The organism is Auritidibacter ignavus (assembly GCF_003703835.1).
In the GTDB taxonomy this organism is placed as follows: Bacteria; Actinomycetota; Actinomycetes; order Actinomycetales; family Micrococcaceae; genus Auritidibacter; species Auritidibacter ignavus.
Map to the genome: position 1 here is coordinate 60,139 of NZ_RDQR01000006.1, position 15,165 is coordinate 75,303.

General features: G+C 59.2%; 16 protein-coding genes and 1 pseudogene. 12 read left to right on the forward strand and 5 right to left on the reverse strand.

Annotated elements, in window-relative coordinates:
* The first annotated feature begins 34 nt into the window (after window positions 1-34).
* From DYI20_RS04845 to DYI20_RS04875, 7 genes are all read left to right on the forward strand, one after another.
* Entirely contained in the window at window positions 35-559 is a 525-nt protein-coding gene (locus DYI20_RS04845; protein WP_110098898.1) for a single-stranded DNA-binding protein, read from the forward strand.
* A 55-nt stretch (window positions 560-614) separates the two neighbouring features.
* Window positions 615-851 carry a 30S ribosomal protein S18 gene (gene rpsR, locus DYI20_RS04850; RefSeq protein ID WP_110110674.1) on the forward strand — a complete coding sequence of 79 codons (237 nt, stop codon included), beginning with the start codon at window positions 615-617 and terminating at the stop codon, window positions 849-851.
* A 28-nt stretch (window positions 852-879) separates the two neighbouring features.
* A complete protein-coding gene (gene rplI / locus DYI20_RS04855; protein ID WP_110122523.1) occupies window positions 880-1,350 on the forward strand; it encodes a 50S ribosomal protein L9 in 471 nt (156 codons plus the stop codon).
* A 133-nt stretch (window positions 1,351-1,483) separates the two neighbouring features.
* Complete coding sequence (locus DYI20_RS04860) at window positions 1,484-2,212, forward strand: YggS family pyridoxal phosphate-dependent enzyme (RefSeq protein ID WP_122548974.1); 729 nt, start codon at window positions 1,484-1,486, stop codon at window positions 2,210-2,212.
* Window positions 2,213-2,380: 168 nt separating this feature from the next.
* Window positions 2,381-2,815 (forward strand): PaaI family thioesterase, encoded by a 435-nt coding sequence (locus DYI20_RS04865; RefSeq protein ID WP_122548975.1) that lies wholly within the window; start codon window positions 2,381-2,383, stop codon window positions 2,813-2,815.
* A gap of 486 nt (window positions 2,816-3,301) precedes the next feature.
* Window positions 3,302-4,675 carry a replicative DNA helicase gene (dnaB, locus tag DYI20_RS04870; RefSeq protein WP_122548976.1) on the forward strand — a complete coding sequence of 458 codons (1,374 nt, stop codon included), beginning with the start codon at window positions 3,302-3,304 and terminating at the stop codon, window positions 4,673-4,675.
* Window positions 4,676-4,863: 188 nt separating this feature from the next.
* Complete coding sequence (locus DYI20_RS04875) at window positions 4,864-6,417, forward strand: AMP-binding protein (protein WP_122548977.1); 1,554 nt, start codon at window positions 4,864-4,866, stop codon at window positions 6,415-6,417.
* Between the two features lie 54 nt (window positions 6,418-6,471).
* Here the strand turns inward: DYI20_RS04875 and DYI20_RS04880 are convergent, their stop codons facing one another.
* Complete coding sequence (locus DYI20_RS04880) at window positions 6,472-7,203, reverse strand: NAD-dependent epimerase/dehydratase family protein (protein ID WP_110110678.1); 732 nt, start codon at window positions 7,201-7,203, stop codon at window positions 6,472-6,474.
* A gap of 96 nt (window positions 7,204-7,299) precedes the next feature.
* Window positions 7,300-7,989, reverse strand: a complete 690-nt coding sequence (locus tag DYI20_RS04885; RefSeq protein ID WP_110098957.1) for a GTP pyrophosphokinase — start codon at window positions 7,987-7,989, stop codon at window positions 7,300-7,302.
* A 176-nt stretch (window positions 7,990-8,165) separates the two neighbouring features.
* Here DYI20_RS04885 and DYI20_RS04890 point away from each other — a divergent pair, with 176 nt between their 5' ends.
* Window positions 8,166-9,374 (forward strand): aminotransferase class I/II-fold pyridoxal phosphate-dependent enzyme, encoded by a 1,209-nt coding sequence (locus tag DYI20_RS04890; RefSeq protein WP_122548978.1) that lies wholly within the window; start codon window positions 8,166-8,168, stop codon window positions 9,372-9,374.
* 15 nt (window positions 9,375-9,389) lie between these two features.
* Here the strand turns inward: DYI20_RS04890 and DYI20_RS04895 are convergent, their stop codons facing one another.
* Window positions 9,390-9,980 carry an NADPH-dependent FMN reductase gene (locus DYI20_RS04895; RefSeq protein ID WP_110100901.1) on the reverse strand — a complete coding sequence of 197 codons (591 nt, stop codon included), beginning with the start codon at window positions 9,978-9,980 and terminating at the stop codon, window positions 9,390-9,392.
* 155 nt (window positions 9,981-10,135) lie between these two features.
* Between DYI20_RS04895 and DYI20_RS04900 the strand changes: the two genes are divergently transcribed.
* Together DYI20_RS04900 and DYI20_RS04905 are read left to right on the forward strand one after the other, a co-directional pair.
* Window positions 10,136-10,705 (forward strand): YbhB/YbcL family Raf kinase inhibitor-like protein, encoded by a 570-nt coding sequence (locus tag DYI20_RS04900; protein WP_122548979.1) that lies wholly within the window; start codon window positions 10,136-10,138, stop codon window positions 10,703-10,705.
* A 315-nt stretch (window positions 10,706-11,020) separates the two neighbouring features.
* Window positions 11,021-11,425 carry a Pr6Pr family membrane protein gene (locus DYI20_RS04905; protein ID WP_122548980.1) on the forward strand — a complete coding sequence of 135 codons (405 nt, stop codon included), beginning with the start codon at window positions 11,021-11,023 and terminating at the stop codon, window positions 11,423-11,425.
* Here the strand turns inward: DYI20_RS04905 and DYI20_RS04910 are convergent.
* Window positions 11,422-12,096, reverse strand: coding sequence for an SDR family oxidoreductase (locus DYI20_RS04910; RefSeq protein ID WP_122548981.1), 675 nt, complete (start codon window positions 12,094-12,096; stop codon window positions 11,422-11,424). The genes DYI20_RS04905 and DYI20_RS04910 overlap by 4 nt on opposite strands.
* A 149-nt stretch (window positions 12,097-12,245) precedes the next feature.
* Here DYI20_RS04910 and DYI20_RS04915 point away from each other — a divergent pair, with 149 nt between their 5' ends.
* Window positions 12,246-13,013, forward strand: a complete 768-nt coding sequence (locus DYI20_RS04915) for a ubiquinone/menaquinone biosynthesis methyltransferase (protein WP_110100898.1) — start codon at window positions 12,246-12,248, stop codon at window positions 13,011-13,013.
* Window positions 13,014-13,076: 63 nt separating this feature from the next.
* Window positions 13,077-13,955, forward strand: a pseudogene (locus DYI20_RS12775) (IS5 family transposase).
* Here DYI20_RS12775 and DYI20_RS04925 read toward each other — a convergent pair.
* On the reverse strand, window positions 13,952-15,160 hold the full coding sequence (locus DYI20_RS04925; RefSeq protein WP_122548982.1) for a YkvI family membrane protein: 1,209 nt from the start codon (window positions 15,158-15,160) through the stop codon (window positions 13,952-13,954). The pseudogene DYI20_RS12775 and the gene DYI20_RS04925 overlap by 4 nt on opposite strands.
* Window positions 15,161-15,165: the final 5 nt, after the last annotated feature.

Here is a 15,165-nt window from a genome sequence, read left to right on the forward strand (position 1 = left end):
AGCATCGGTTTAACGAGAGCACCAGGAGTACCTCATGGCTGGAGAGCCGGTAGTCACGATTATTGGAAACCTGACCGCCGATCCCGAACTGCGTTTCACCGCATCGGGACAGGCCGTCGCGAACTTCACCATTGCCCAAACTCCTCGGATCTACGACCGTCAAACCAATGAATGGTCCGATGCTGAGACCTTGTTTGTGCGTGCTTCCATCTGGCGTGAAGCAGCAGAAAACGTGGCCGAATCCTTGACCAAAGGAATGCGCGTGGTGGCCCAAGGTCGCCTGAAAGCCCGTTCCTTCCAGACCCGTGAGGGCGAGAACCGCACCAACTGGGAACTGGACGTCGACGAGATCGGCCCGTCGTTGCGCTACGCCACCGCCCAGGTGACGCGTACCCCGCGTCACGGGGGCGGATCCGGTGGTGGTTTTAACCAGAACCCGCCGGCCCAGAACCAGGGCGGCTGGGGTCAAGCTGGTGGTGCCCCACAGCAGGATCCCTGGGGCGGAGCTCCCTCCGCTGGATCCTGGGACACCCCGGATCATCAGGAACCACCGTTCTAAACACCAACCATCCCGCTGACTGCGGGCTCCAGTTATTACTCGAAGGAGCACCACGATGGCTAAGGCTGAAGTACGTAAGCCCAAACCAAAGCCCAATCCCCTCAAGACAGCAGGCATCGACTACATCGACTACAAAGATGTGGCTCTGCTTCGCAAATTCATCTCCGATCGCGGCAAGATCCGTGCCCGCCGTGTGACCGGTGTGACCGTCCAGCAGCAGCGCAAGATCGCTTTGGCGATCAAGAACGCACGTGAAATGGCTCTGTTGCCCTACTCCGGTTCCGGCCGCTGATCTTGAAGTAGAGAAGGAGAGAGTAGACATGGCACAGCAGAAACTCATTTTGACCCAGGAGATCCCCGGCCTCGGTATTGCCGGCGATGTCGTCGAGGTCAAGAACGGTTACGCTCGCAACTACCTGATCCCGCGCGGTTTCGCTACTCGTTGGACCCGCGGCGCAGAAAACCAGGTCGAAGAGATCCGCAAGACCCGGGCAGCTCGGGCCATGGCGAACCTGGAAGAAGCTCAGGCGCTGGCCGAGAAGCTCCAGCAGCAACCGGTGCAGATTCAGGTGGCCTCCGGTGAGACCGGTCGTTTGTTCGGCTCGGTGACCTCCTCAGACATTGTCGAGGCCTTGGAAGCAGCCGGCCACGAGTCGATCGACCGTCGCAACGTCGTCTTGACCGACAGCATCCGTTCGCTGGGTAACCACTCGGTGCAGATCCGTCTGCACGACGACGTGATTGCTCAGGTGGAACTGGCTGTCGTTCCGGCCCAAAAGAAGAAGAAATAAGCTTCTTCGCTCTGGCTAGACCCGGATTGCGTTGAGAGAACCCCGGGGCAGGTGTTGACCATCATCTGGTCACCCGCCCCGGGGTTTCGTTGTCTCCCCCAGTGGGCTGGCAGGGCTGTGTTAGCTTTGAGCTATGTCTGAATCTGCTGTGGCCACCACCCTGGAAGAGATCCAAGAGAACCTCTACGCGGTTCGAGGACGGATTAACGCTGCTGCCAACCGTGTCGGGCGTGATCCCCGGGATGTGCGTCTGATCCCGGTGACCAAAACCGTGGCGGAACAGCGCCTGCGCACCGCCTATCAGGCAGGCATTCAGACCTTCGGTGAGAATAAAGTTCAAGAGGCCCACCAAAAATACCAGGCCATGAACGACTTGGAGATCACCTGGTGCATCATCGGGCCATTACAGTCCAATAAGACCCGAGAGGTGGCCGAATTTGCCGATGAGTTCCACGCCCTAGACCGGGTCAAGATCGCTCGCAGACTCCACGACCAGCTCACCGAAGCCGGACGGGACCTGTCGGTGTTGATCCAGGTCAATACCTCCGGGGAAACCACCAAATCCGGTCTCGACCCGACAGAACTCGGCCCGTTTGTTGACCAGATTCAGGATTTCACGGCACTTCGGGTCAACGGATTGATGACCATCGCCGAGAACTCCGATGACGAGGATGCGATCCGGAATAATTTCCGGCAGCTGCGCGCGTTGCGCGATGAACACCGCGACCAACTCGGGGCCGGAGATCTGTCCATGGGCATGTCAGCCGACTTTGAGATTGCCATCGAAGAAGGAGCCACCATGGTCCGAATCGGTTCTGCGATCTTCGGCGCGAGACCTCCCCACGGCTCGGCACAGGCCTAACGTGCACAGCACCTCTGCCGGGTAGTGTTGCTGGGGCTGTGGGGTACTTCTGGGCCACTGATGAAACTCAATCAGGCGCGCCACGGGCCATGCTGGGCCGTGACCGCTGGGTAAGGTGCTAGATTCTCTGCCAAGTAGCCCCTATGCGGAGAGTGAGTACAGCGCGCCATGGTCGATCGACTTCACGATATCTGGGACCACATCAACGAAGCCCAGGGAACATTCGGGTCCACCACCAACTTCGTCTTTGACGACATCACCGCCACACACGTGGCAGGGCACGCTGAACTGGGCCCAGACCACCACCAGCCCTGGGGAATCGTCCACGGAGGCGTCTACGCCACCATTGTGGAGTCAGTGGCCTCGGTAGGTGCCAGCTACGCCGTGAAGGACCAGAACATGTTCGCGGTGGGCTTGCACAACGGCACTGACTTCTTGCGTCAATTTAGTGCCGGCACCGTCCTGGTTGAAGCCAATGCCCTCTACCAGGGACGCACCCAGCAACTCTGGGATGTCGTCATTACCGCCGAAGCCACCGGCAAAGTCTTGGCCCGCGGACAACTTCGACTCCAGAACCTTCCCGCTCCGGAAAACCACGGCTGATCTGGCCCTTTAATGTGAAGCAATGCACGTAGCGTGGGAGAACCACACTGGTGTAATTTATCCACGGCTGTGGGTAACCCTGTGGATAACTGCGTGTGGTGTGGAAAACACTCCTTGTACTCGCCCGTCATGGTGCTGTCAAGTCGGCCAAAGTGAGTGCAAATTATTTTTTAAGTCACAGGCTGTGATTCATAAAAGCCCTAGTCAAAGCCGAATCCGCGGATGATCACCTGGCTGAATCAACAGGTTCTTGAGAATTTTTACACAGGCTAATCCACTCTTTCCACAGGTTATCCACAGGAAAAGAATTTTGGGGGTTTGCTGAGGCTGTTTTCCCCGAGTAGTGTCGCTATATCGCCTCTCGGCCGGTGGGTATTGGCAGGTTATGCACAGGGTGCACATACTGCGCGCATCCACTGCGACCGGGGGGTCTTCGTGAGGCAGTCCGGGGTCCGGTAAAGGGGAAGGGAATCAAGAGACGATCTAATGAATACGCCTTATGATTCCACCGGTTCCCCGGAGCTGTCTCGCGACACGCTCGTCCCACCCCAGGATCTCAGCGCCGAACGATCTGTCCTCGGAGCGATGTTGCTCTCGCATGATGCGGTGGCCACCGTGGTGGAGGTTTTGCGTGGGCCAGATTTTTACTCACCAGCTCACGAGCTGATCTACGACTCCATCATTACACTCTACGGTCGTGGCGAACCCGCAGATGCGGTCACCGTCTCCGACATGCTTAACAAGCGTAAGGAGCTACCTCGTGTCGGGGGAGCCTCGTACATACACGAATTGGTCCAGTCCGTTCCGGCTGTCACCAGCGCCGAGTTCTACGCCGACATCGTCCAGGAGAAAGCGATTCTGCGTCGACTCGTGGACGTGGGCAACAGGATTAGCCGGATGGGCTACGCCCAAGACGGCGACGTGGACGACATTGTCAACGCTGCCCAGGGTGAGATGTACCGGGTGGCAGAGAACCAGCAATCCGAGGACTACGTCCGTCTTTCGGGCATCCTGGAGAACACCGTCGACGAGATCGAAGCCGCCGGTGATCACGCCGGTGGACTCTCGGGTGTTCCCACCGGTTTCTACGAGCTTGATGAGCTGACCCAGGGACTGCACCCCGGACAAATGATCGTGGTGGCGGCCCGTCCTGCGGTGGGTAAATCGACGTTGGCTCTCGACCTGGCTCGTGCGGCGGCGATCGGCAACAACATGCCCACGGTGTTCTTCTCGCTAGAAATGGGCCGCAATGAGATTGCGATGCGTCTGCTGTCGGCCGAAGCAACCATCGCGCTGTCTGATCTGCGTAAAGGTGCACTGGAATCCGAACACTGGACGAAAATCGCCGCCACCGTGGGACGGTTGAACGAAGCACCGTTCTTCATTGACGACTCACCCAATATGACGATGATGGAGATCCGGGCCAAATGCCGGCGCCTGAAGCAAAAGCACGACCTGAAACTAGTTGTGTTGGACTACTTGCAACTGATGAGCTCCGGCAAGCGGGTGGAATCACGTCAGCAAGAAGTCGCCGAGTTCTCTCGTGCCCTGAAGCTCTTAGCCAAGGAACTCGAGGTCCCGGTCATCGCGCTCTCGCAGCTCAATCGTGGCTCAGAACAGCGCACCGATAAGCGTCCGCAGATTTCTGATCTGCGTGAATCCGGTTCAATTGAACAGGATGCCGACATGGTCATTCTGCTGCACCGTGAAGACGTCTATGACAAGGAATCACCACGTGCTGGTGAGGCTGACCTGATCGTTGCCAAGCACCGTAATGGGCCGACCCGAACTATCGTCGTCGGCTTTCAGGGCCACTACTCCCGGTTCAACAACATGGCCCCTGAGGACGGCGGATTCTAGAGCCACTGATCTGCGCCTCAGCGCGGTGTCGGGCAGCACTTGCTGGAGACACGCAAAAAGACGTGTCCGGTCGAGGTTTCTAATGACTCTGATGCGGCGAAGGAAATTTGCTCGTCATCTCGCTTTTCCGTTCACACCTCCACTATTGTAGTAGTGATATAGATCACACTCCTCTGGAAGGTCTGAACATGCTGATCCCCTCCCTTCCCGACCGTCAGCCGTTCTTCTCACGTCGCATGCACTGGATGAATATGCTCGATCTGCACGCCACTGATAGACCAGATGAGATTGGGTTGACCACCAAGACTGAGAACATTTCCTGGTGGGAGCTACAGCAGCGCGTGCAAGCCTTGGCCGCAGACCTTCAGCAACATCGGGGTGTACAACCCGGCGACCGTGTGCTGATCCTGTCGCTAAACAGCGCAGAATATATCATCGCCATGCTTGCCATTAATACCGTTGGTGCGATCAGCGTTCCGATCAATATTCGATCTGTGCCGCGCGAGCTCGACTATTTTGTGTCAGATTCTGGTGCGAAAGTGATCTACGTCGACGCCATGGGCGCTCAGGCACTGGCTGGGTCCCAGAGCAAAGACCATATCCAGACCATTTCTCTGGTGGAGGATGTGCCCGAGATTGTGGCAGCCGGGGGAACCGCCGAGCCTTTGGACATCGATGAGAACTCGATTGCCATGATTGTCTATACCTCGGGGACCACCTCGGATCCGAAAGGGGTCATGCTCAGCTATTTGAATCTTTTGAGTCAGACCATTCCGGTGTATCGCAACGCGCCGGCCCCGGGAGATCTTCCTGAAACCAACCTCGTTGTGGTTCCGTTGTTCCATATCGCCGGCATCGGTGTCCTGACTCCGGCATTTTTTGCCGGTACTCGTTTGGTGGTCGCTCCACCCCAGGTACTCACAGATCTCGCAGCGCTGGTTGATCTCATCGAGAAATTGCAGATCACCAATATGTTCTTGGTGCCGACCATCTGGCAAGCACTGTGTTCTCTACCCGGCATCACCGAGCGAGACCTCCCGTTACAGTCAATCTCGTGGGGAGGATCACCAGCCTCGAAGGAAACCCTGCAACTGATTGTGGACACTTTTCCAAAGGCAACGCTTTCCACGGCGTTCGGTCAGACCGAAATGTCACCCATTACCGCGCTGTTACAAGGCCCCGCATCACTGCGCAAGATGGGCTCCATCGGTGAACCAATCGGGCCGATCGCAGCTCGTATTGTCGACGCGGAAGGAAACGATGTCGCCCCCGGAGAAATGGGAGAAATTGTCTATCGTGGCCCGGGACTGATGGCCGGCTATTGGAATAAGCCCGAGGCGACCCAACAGGCTACCCGGGACGGCTGGTTTCACTCCGGGGATATGGTCCGACAAGATGAGGAAGGATTTATGTATGTCGTCGATCGGTCCAAGGACCTGATCATCTCCGGTGGTGAGAACATCTCCTCAATCGAAGTTGAGCATGCCGTCAGTACCCACCCGAAGGTGGCTGATGCTTCCGTGATTGGTGTCCCCGACGAGAAATGGGTGGAGACGCCGCTGGCGATTGTGGTCCCCGATGATCCCGCGGATCCACCCACCTTAGCGGAGATTCACGATTTCCTCTCTGACAAGCTTGCCTCCTTCAAGAAGCCCACGCGCCTTGAAATCGTCGAGGAGTTACCTCGTAATGCTTCGGGCAAACTGCTCAAACACAAACTCCGAGAACAATACGCCCTGTAAAAACCAGACCCGTGCATCATCAGACAGCCGGCCACTTTGGCTCGTGGCATCTGTTCAACGGCCACGATTCCAGGTATAGATCTCACCGGTCCATGGCTGGTCGGCCTGATGTTGCGGTGCATAAAAGAGGCGGAACTGATCGGTGGCTGCTAGCTCCCGGGTAATGGTGGCTTTCCACTCCTGGTGGGTCAGCCAGACCCGCTCCATGTGTTGGCGATATTCCTTGTTGGTTTGGCGGGCAAATCGCGGTCCATCGGTCACCGCATGGGGATCGTCCCGGTAGCGCATCGCGCCGATACGGATGATTGACACCGGCAGGCCGTGAATTTCGCTTGTGGAACGCAATAACGCTTCGGCGAAGGCCTTCGCTGCCCCGTAAAGACCATCCGGTCGTGGCAAGCTCGTCGGATGCGGCGTGTCGAGAACTCCTGTTTCGTAGAACTCAACTTCGTTCATCCCCGTCACATGGTTGCTGGAAGCATAGATGAGACGCTTCACCCCCTTTTCGACGCAGACTTCGGCCACATTCTTTACGCCGTGGATCTCGGCCTCGAGGAGTCCGTGCCACCCCATCTTGGCGCCCGTGGGAAGGTACAAAACATAATCAGCATCGCCTAGCCCGTGACGTACCACTGCTTTATCGGCCACCGTACCCGTGGACCAGGCGTGGTATCCCACGATATTGTGATGATCCAACACATCGAGGCCTATCAGAACCAGATCCTCGTCTGTGAAACACTGACCGGTGACCCGCCCGATCTCACCGGCAGCACCAACCACGGCCATGCGTGGTCTGCTGTGCGTAGCAGAAGTCGGGCACCAAGCGTTCAGTGTGGCCGTGGTGCTGTGCGGTAGTTCCACTTCCGGCACGAATGATTCTCCCTAAACCCAGTGGCCACCGTGGTTCGTCGCTGAGGGGGAATCAGCCCCTGCGGAACGTATCGGCTTGCTGTGCAGAATATGACGCAGATTCAGCATCCGCTGTTCCAAAGTCGAGGAGATCTCGGCGACTTCCTTCAGCTCGTCGATAGCCCACTGTGGCACATCGCCGTCGTATTTATAGTGCAACTTGTGCTCCAGCGAGGCCCAAAAGTCCATCGCCGACGTACGGAACTGGATCTCGACGGTGACATCCTGACGGCCTGATGACAGGAACACGGGCACCCGGATAATGGCGTGCAACGACTTATACCCGTTGGGCTTGGGGTTTTTGATGTAGTCCTTGACTTTCAGCACCGTGACATCATCTTGAGCTACCAGCATGTCAAAGATTTCATAGACGTCAGTGACGAAGCCACAGGTCACCCGCGCCCCGGCAATATCGGTGATGGTGCGTCGAATCTCGTCGGGGTCGAAAGCAATACCCTTACGTGAAGCCTTCGCCAACAAGGAGTCCATCGATTTCACGCGGGTGGAGATGTGCTCGATGGGGCTGTAGTCGTGGAGCTGGGTGAACTCATCGCGTAACACCGACAGCTTGGTTTCGACCTCCCGGAGCACGAAGGTGTATTCGGCCATCATCGAGTCCAAGTCTCTCCGCAACCGCTGAAGTTGTGCGGCCGAGAAAGACATGGTGCCCTCAGCGGTGTGGATATACACCTCATCGTGGGGTGTGACGCGTCGCAAGCTAGGAACCTGTCCCGCATAGCGTGCCACGGACCGCTGATCGGGAACAGACGGGGAAGTACTCATGAGACTCAGTCTAGAAATACAGCCTGCACGGAGTCTGAAAGGACCATACTAGAACCATGACTGACAAGGTGACACCGAGCCGATCTGAACAGCCCCATTTCACGCCTTCGCGTCGTTCTCAGGTGCCCCCGTTTCGGGTGATGACCATCTTGCAACGCGTTGCGGAGCTAACTGCCACCGGACAACCGGTGATTAGTCTGTGCGCCGGGGAGCCCTCTGGCGGAGCACCCACGGCGGTTACCGAAGCCGCCCGGAATATCCATGATGCGGCCGTGCCGCTGAACTACACTCCGTCGCTGGGTATCCAACCGTTGCGGGAAGCGATCGCAGAGCACTACCGTCGCTGGTACGACCTTGAGGTTCCCGTGTCACAGGTTGCTGTCACCACCGGGTCATCGGGTGGCTTCATGGTCGGTTTCTTGGCCGCCTTTGACGTGGGAGATCGGGTGGCCTTGGCCCGTCCCGGTTACGCCGCTTACCGCAATGTGCTCCAAGCCTTAGGTTGTGAGGTCGTTGAAATCCCGGCCGGTGCGGAACAAGGGTTTCTGCCCAGCATTCGGGACCTGGAGCAGGCCAATGTTACCGGACTGGTCTTGGCCTCACCCAACAACCCCACTGGCACCATGGTTGAACCCGCCAGCATGCAGCAACTGACCAGCTGGTGCGACGCCCACGGGGTGCGACTGTTCTCCGATGAGATCTACCACGGCATCACCTACTCCACCCGCGGGGTGAGTAGCTGGGAGTACTCCCGCACCGGCGTGGTGGTCAGCTCCTTCTCTAAATACTGGGGAATGCCCGGCTGGCGACTGGGCTGGTTACTGCTGCCCGAAGATCTGGTAGCACCGGTGTCGGCACTGTCGGGCTCGGTCTCTCTGTGCCCACCGGCCGCCGGACAGTACGCCGCGATAGAAGCGTTCAGCGACACCGCCTACGCCGAATGCGATGCCCGTGTCAGCCAATTTGCGGCCACGCGCTCGCTGATTCTCTCTCGGACTTCCGAACTGGGCTTTGATGACGCCGCGCCTGCCGATGGGGCGTTTTATTACTATGCCCGGCCCCCGAAGGCGGTGATGCAACGCTTCGGAACGGCCACCGCTTACGCCCAAGCACTGCTGGAATCCCACTACGTGGCCCTGACGCCGGGACTGGACTTTGATCCGGTGGACGGCGATGAGTTTATCCGCATCTCGTTTGCCGCCGGCACGGCCGCGGTGAGTGAAGCCCTGGAACGGATCCAGCACTTCCACGCGCAGAACAGCTAGTCGGGCGCGTGCGATCTAGTTCTGCCGCAACGGCCGGGTCGCGACGGTCAACCGGTGTAGTTCCTCGAGCAGCTTGCCCAGCGACTTCTCATGGCGGTCGTTGACCTGTAGCGTATCGGAGTCAAAGTCGTAGCGGTTATATAGCAGGATCTGTTGCCCGATGGTGTACATCCCGTAGGGGGCCATGCTGACCCGCCATTGATCCACCGCACGGGCGCCACCCACGCCCCCGTAGGAGATGAAGCCGACCGGTTTGTGCTTCCACTGCACATCCAGCAGATCGTAGGCGTTTTTGAAATATCCCGGCGCCGCTCGGTTGTATTCCGGGGTGATGAATAAAAACCCCTCGCAGCCATCGACCGCATCGCGCCAGCGCACCAGATCGGCTGGTGCGTGCTGATCGGAGTGCTGATTGAAGTGTTCCAGCGGGGGTAGCTCGAAGTCCTTGAGGTCCAGCACCGTAAACTCGGCCGGATAATCGTGGGCCTCGAGATGGTTCCGCACCCAGTCGGCGACAGAATCGGCCTTGCGTGGGGTGCGGATCGAGCCGATGACCACTCCCAGCCGAGGGAGCTGATCTGCTGTGGTGTCGTTGTGCTCAGTCATATATCGAGCCTAGGGTCCTTGCCGTATTCAGCCCAGTCAACGGCCGAACACGTGACGTTTTGTGTCACACGACATAGGCTGGAGCACAACAGCACGGGTACTGGTCACACCGACCGGGCCCGAGACCGTATCAGCGATTGGACGAAAGGACTCTGATGAGCTCCGAGACGATTAACGCATTGAACGAGACCGGTAATGATCCCTTCGCCCGCCTAGACGATGCCGTGGCATTCACCGTGACCTCCACCAGCGTCACTGACGGTGAGCAATTCCCGCTCAAGCACTACTCGGGTGCCATGGGAGTTGACGGCGGAGAAGACATCTCCCCCCAGTTGTCCTGGTCGAACGCACCCGAGGGCACCAAATCATACGCCGTAACCGTCTATGATCCGGACGCTCCCACCGGCTCGGGATTCTGGCATTGGTCGGTCGGCAACATCCCCGCCTCGGTCACCGAGTTGCCCGAAGGTGCCGGCGCCGGCGACGGCTCCGGACTGCCCGAGGGCGCCTTCCAGCTCAACCACGACGGCGGTGGCCCCGGCTTCGTCGGTGCCGCCCCACCGGCAGGCCACGGCCCACACCGCTACTTCATCACCGTCCACGCCCTGGATGTGGAATCCCTGGACATTCCCGCGGATTCATCCAACGCCTTCTTCGGCTTCAACCGCTTCGGCCACGTGCTGGGTCGTGCCACGATTGTGGTCACTGCCGAAGTCGATGGCTAACCGCACTGGCTCACCAGCGGGCCACGGTGCTGTAGCTCGTTGGGCATTGTGGCGTCGCATAGGGTACGGGGCCACCGGTCTGATCGGACTGGTGGCCCTGACCACGTCCATTGCCCTGGGCTTTCGTCGCGACGGCGATCCACCCGCCGGCAGTACCCTGACCGGACGCCTGACAGCCGGCTGGGAGCATGCGCTCAACCAACCCGCCTATTTCACCTTCATCTCGGTGTTGATGACCACACTGGTTTCCTGGTGGCTGGTGATCCGACCCCACTCCCGCTCGCCTGTGCTGCACGTGGTGCGCATTGCCGCGGTATGTTGCCTGAGCATCACCGGGCTGGTCTTCAATATCCTGCTCCGCGACGACTCAGTGCTGACCCACTGCAACAGGTCAACGACTTCACCTCACACGTGGTGTTACCCATCCTGCTGGCTGTGGTCACTGTCCTGGTGGGCCCCTTCGGACAGGTGCGCTGGAGGAGAATTGCTATCTCGCTACTGATCCCCGCACTGTGGCTGGTGTTCACGCTGGTGCGTGGCCCGATCCTGGACTGGGTGCCCTATGACTTTTTGGACCACACCGCCCCCGGCGGATACACCACGGTGGCGACCTATTGTGCCGTGATTCTCACCGGCTACCTGGTGGTCGCCACCGTGTTATGGGGTTATGACCGTCTCAGGTCCCGTCGGGATCCGGAGGCACTCACCGCGGTGTCTTAGTCGCGCTGAGTGGAGAACACCTCGTCGATCGGGGTATCGCCATCAAAGAAGTCGATCTTGTGTCCGATCGATTCGGGGTGGTTCAGTGCTGCCACAATGGCTGAAGCCACATGAGCCCGCGAGGTTTCTCGACGCTCGTTCTCATCACGGGGATGGTCTTCTGGAACCTCCATGATCTTGCCGGTGGGCTCCTCGAGGGTCAGCAGGCCCGGGCCCAAAATGGTGTAATCGAGACCGGAGTTGCGCAGGTACTCATCGGCCTGCGACTTGGCTTCAGCGTAGGGGTAGAAGGAGTCGGTTTCCGCCACGCCGTGATCCCGACGGCACCCGGCATAGGAGATCAAAATGAACCGGGAGACTCGAGCCTGCTTGGCGGCATCAATCGAGCGTTTGGCTGCTTGCAGATCTACTGCGTAGGTGCGATCCGGATTGCCCCCGCCGGCACCGGCGGCGAAGATCACCGCATCCTGATCCGAAAAGGCCTCGGCCAAGTCATCCTGGCTGGCCTGCTCGAGATCCAGCACCTGGGCTGTGGCGCCGGTGGCCTGAACATCGGGTATTTGCTCTTCCTGACGAATGACGGAGGTGACGGTGTTGGTCTTTTCGGTGAGCAACTGGGCCGCGCGTAGCGCAACCTTGCCGTGTCCACCCAAAATAATGTAATGCGCCATGATCCCACCTTTCCGCTGTGTGCTACACCGGACGAGTCAGGCCCGGTGTCGCGTTCTCATTCTGTGTCGTGTTCTTGTGGTGCTTTCACTACGCGTAACAGGTGCCCCGGTGATCTTATTCCGACCGATCCCAGGTAGCGTGTGAAGATATGAGCACCACCTCCGCAACGACCTCCTCACCCAACCGGTCAACCACGCCCACGGGCGTTGACTCCGTGGCCGTGGACGAACACGGCCACACCGTGGCCGGGATGTTTGACGCCATCGCCGACCGCTACGACTTGATGAACCTGGTGATGACCTGGGGCCAAGAACCACGACTGATCCGCCGCACCGTCGCCGCAGCCCGGCTCCCACAGGCCCCGGCGGTGCTCGATCTGGCCGCCGGCACCGGTGATCTGGCCTTCGCGGTGCTGTCTCGGTACTACGGCGCTGAGATCACCGCCTGCGATATTGCTCCGGAGATGATGGCCGTCGGTGCCGCCCGCCCCGGCGGAGACCAGATCAGGTGGGTGCAGGCCGATGCGATGGACCTGCCCTTTGCGGACCACAGTTTCGATGCGGTCACCCACGGCTATCTGTTGCGCAACGTGACCGATATTTCTGCCACCCTGGCCGAACAATTCCGCGTGCTCAAACCCGGGGGGTGGATGGCAGCTCTGGAGATGTCACCGGCACCACGGAACGTGATCAAACCGTTCTCCACCGCCTACATCACCTGGGCGGTCCCGCGGATTGCCTCCTGGATCACCGACAACCCCGAGGCCTATGAATACTTGTCCCGAACCTCCCGAGGCTTCCATCCGCCTCAGGTGATCCAGCGTATGGCGCACGAGGCCGGTTTCCGATCCACCGGCTACGAGCTACACATGTTCGGCACGATGGCGATCCACTGGGGGCAAAAACCCCTGGACTAACACTGCCTCAGGACTAGGGCGTGTCTGACAAAGTTTACGGTTGGTTTCTGAAACTCTTGAGTCATGTCTCGATTCCAGCTGCTCACTGATGACCAATGGGCTCTCATCGCTGACTACCTGCCAGCACCAACAGGCAAGCGCGGACGCCCCTTTTCCGATTCCAGGCAGATGATCGAAGGCATCATCTACCGCTACCGCACCGGCATCGCCTGGCGCGACCTGCCCGAGACCTTCGGCAAATGGCAGACCGTGTGGACCTGGCACCGTCGCTTAGCCTCTGACGGCACCTGGGATGCCATCCACCAGGCGCTGACAGACTTTGCGGCGAAGAATGACAAGGTCGACTTCACCGTCTCAGTCGACTCCACGATCGCTCGTGCTCACCAGCACGCAACGAACATCAGCCGCGTAAAAAAGGGACTCGTCGAATTACAAGGATCTGCTGACCGAGTCACCTGACCACGCCTTCGGCCGCTCTCGTGGTGGCTTGTCGACAAAGACTCATCAGCTCGTCGATGGCCACGGACTGCCGTTAGTCACGATCTGCACTGCCGGCCAGGACGGCGACAGCCCCATGCTCGCTCCGCTACTGGAGAACCTGAAAGTCGGTCGACGCACCCGCCCAGACGCGCTCCTGGGTGACAAAGCCTACTCATCGAAAGCGAATCGCTCATTGCTGCGCTCACGAAAGATCGAGGCAGTTATCTCCGAGCCGACCGATCAGCAAGGCCATCGTCTCCGCGAGGATCAAAGGGCGGCCGTCCACCGAAGTTCAACGCAATCAAGTACAAGCGCCGCAATGTCATCGAGCGTGGTTACGCCCGTATGAAACAGTGGCGAGGACTGGCCACACGATATGACAAACTCGCCATCATCTACCGGGCCGCTATCGTGCTCAACGGTGTCATCGCTTGGTTACAGCATTTATCAGACACGCCCTAGGCCTGTGCGTGCTGTTTCTGGCGGCGGTTGCGGATCGGCTGAACCACCAGGGTTTGGGCCACCAGGATGAGCATAAAGATCAGCCCGACCCAGCCACCAATGGTGTAAATGGCATTGACCAAGGTCCGGAAGTCGAAGAACAACGCAAACGTCATCGCCAAGGCTGCGAACACCAGCGTGAGCACGACCGCCCGCGGGGTGCGGTCCTCAGCGAACTGGTTCACGGTGGACCACAACAGGGGCACCGCGGTGGTGTAGACACCGAAAATAATCAGGATCGCGACAATAATCTGCGCCCAGGGGGCGATCAGTCCGGCAATCTCGAGCATGGGAATATCTTTATCCCACACCTGCGGCAGATTCGCCAGCAGGCCGGCGCCGGCCACAGCTGCCCCCAGGGCGAAGAGCACTCCGCCACTGGCTCCCGAGGCCACCGCGACCTTGCGTTGGGGTGACTCTGTTCCCACCGCGGTGACAAAGTTGACCAACACCAGCATGTTGTACGAGGCAAACAGCAACCCGGCAACCAGCCAATTACTCCCGGCGCGCACGGCCCCATACTCATTGGCCTCGAAATCGACGTCGGCGAGAAAGCGGGCGCTATCGGCAATACCTGAGGGGTTATGGGCGATCCCATAAATCCCCAACAGGATCGCGATGACCGCAATCACCGGGCCAATGTTGCCGACAATATCGACGGTGCGTCGCAACCCCATCAGCACCGTGGCCACCAGCAACACGGTCATGATCACACCCATCACGTGCGGGGACCAGCCGAAGGATTCGACGAACAGTGAGTCGGCGCCGGCGATCATAATGATCGTCACCGCGAACATGAACAACAACGCAAACCATTCAAAGGCCAAACCCAACCAGCGACCGGCAAAGAACTCGTAGACCTGTCCCGGGCGCGCAAAACGCTGGTGATAGCCGGCCCGGGCCAGCTGAGCGGCCACAAACCCCAAGATGACACACACCACGGCGCCGGTGCCAATAATGCCCCATAACCCGTGAAAGGCGAAGAACTGCAGAATCTCCTGGCCGGTGGCGAACCCGGAACCGATGACCACTGCGGTGATCGCCCCGGTATTGCGAACCCACGCGCCCCAGGCGAAACCGCCACCAGAATCGGTCGGGGGTCCCGAGGTTGCCGCGGTGCCAGGGGTGTTGGTCTGTGGGGTCTGAGAGGATCGGCGCTGGGTCATGCCAG

Bases quoted from the DNA above. Each gene is read 5' to 3' on its own strand.
- DYI20_RS04845 (WP_110098898.1), top strand. From the start codon at position 35: ATGGCTGGAGAGCCGGTAGTCACGATTATTGGAAACCTGACCGCCGAT.
- rpsR (WP_110110674.1), top strand. From the start codon at position 615: ATGGCTAAGGCTGAAGTACGTAAGCCCAAACCAAAGCCCAATCCCCTC.
- rplI (WP_110122523.1), top strand. From the start codon at position 880: ATGGCACAGCAGAAACTCATTTTGACCCAGGAGATCCCCGGCCTCGGT.
- DYI20_RS04860 (WP_122548974.1), top strand. From the start codon at position 1,484: ATGTCTGAATCTGCTGTGGCCACCACCCTGGAAGAGATCCAAGAGAAC.
- DYI20_RS04865 (WP_122548975.1), top strand. From the start codon at position 2,381: ATGGTCGATCGACTTCACGATATCTGGGACCACATCAACGAAGCCCAG.
- dnaB (WP_122548976.1), top strand. From the start codon at position 3,302: ATGAATACGCCTTATGATTCCACCGGTTCCCCGGAGCTGTCTCGCGAC.
- DYI20_RS04875 (WP_122548977.1), top strand. From the start codon at position 4,864: ATGCTGATCCCCTCCCTTCCCGACCGTCAGCCGTTCTTCTCACGTCGC.
- DYI20_RS04880 (WP_110110678.1), bottom strand. From the start codon at position 7,203: ATGGCCGTGGTTGGTGCTGCCGGTGAGATCGGGCGGGTCACCGGTCAG.
- DYI20_RS04885 (WP_110098957.1), bottom strand. From the start codon at position 7,989: ATGTCTTTCTCGGCCGCACAACTTCAGCGGTTGCGGAGAGACTTGGAC.
- DYI20_RS04890 (WP_122548978.1), top strand. From the start codon at position 8,166: ATGACTGACAAGGTGACACCGAGCCGATCTGAACAGCCCCATTTCACG.
- DYI20_RS04895 (WP_110100901.1), bottom strand. From the start codon at position 9,980: ATGACTGAGCACAACGACACCACAGCAGATCAGCTCCCTCGGCTGGGA.
- DYI20_RS04900 (WP_122548979.1), top strand. From the start codon at position 10,136: ATGAGCTCCGAGACGATTAACGCATTGAACGAGACCGGTAATGATCCC.
- DYI20_RS04905 (WP_122548980.1), top strand. From the start codon at position 11,021: ATGTTGCCTGAGCATCACCGGGCTGGTCTTCAATATCCTGCTCCGCGA.
- DYI20_RS04910 (WP_122548981.1), bottom strand. From the start codon at position 12,096: ATGGCGCATTACATTATTTTGGGTGGACACGGCAAGGTTGCGCTACGC.
- DYI20_RS04915 (WP_110100898.1), top strand. From the start codon at position 12,246: ATGAGCACCACCTCCGCAACGACCTCCTCACCCAACCGGTCAACCACG.
- DYI20_RS04925 (WP_122548982.1), bottom strand. From the start codon at position 15,160: ATGACCCAGCGCCGATCCTCTCAGACCCCACAGACCAACACCCCTGGC.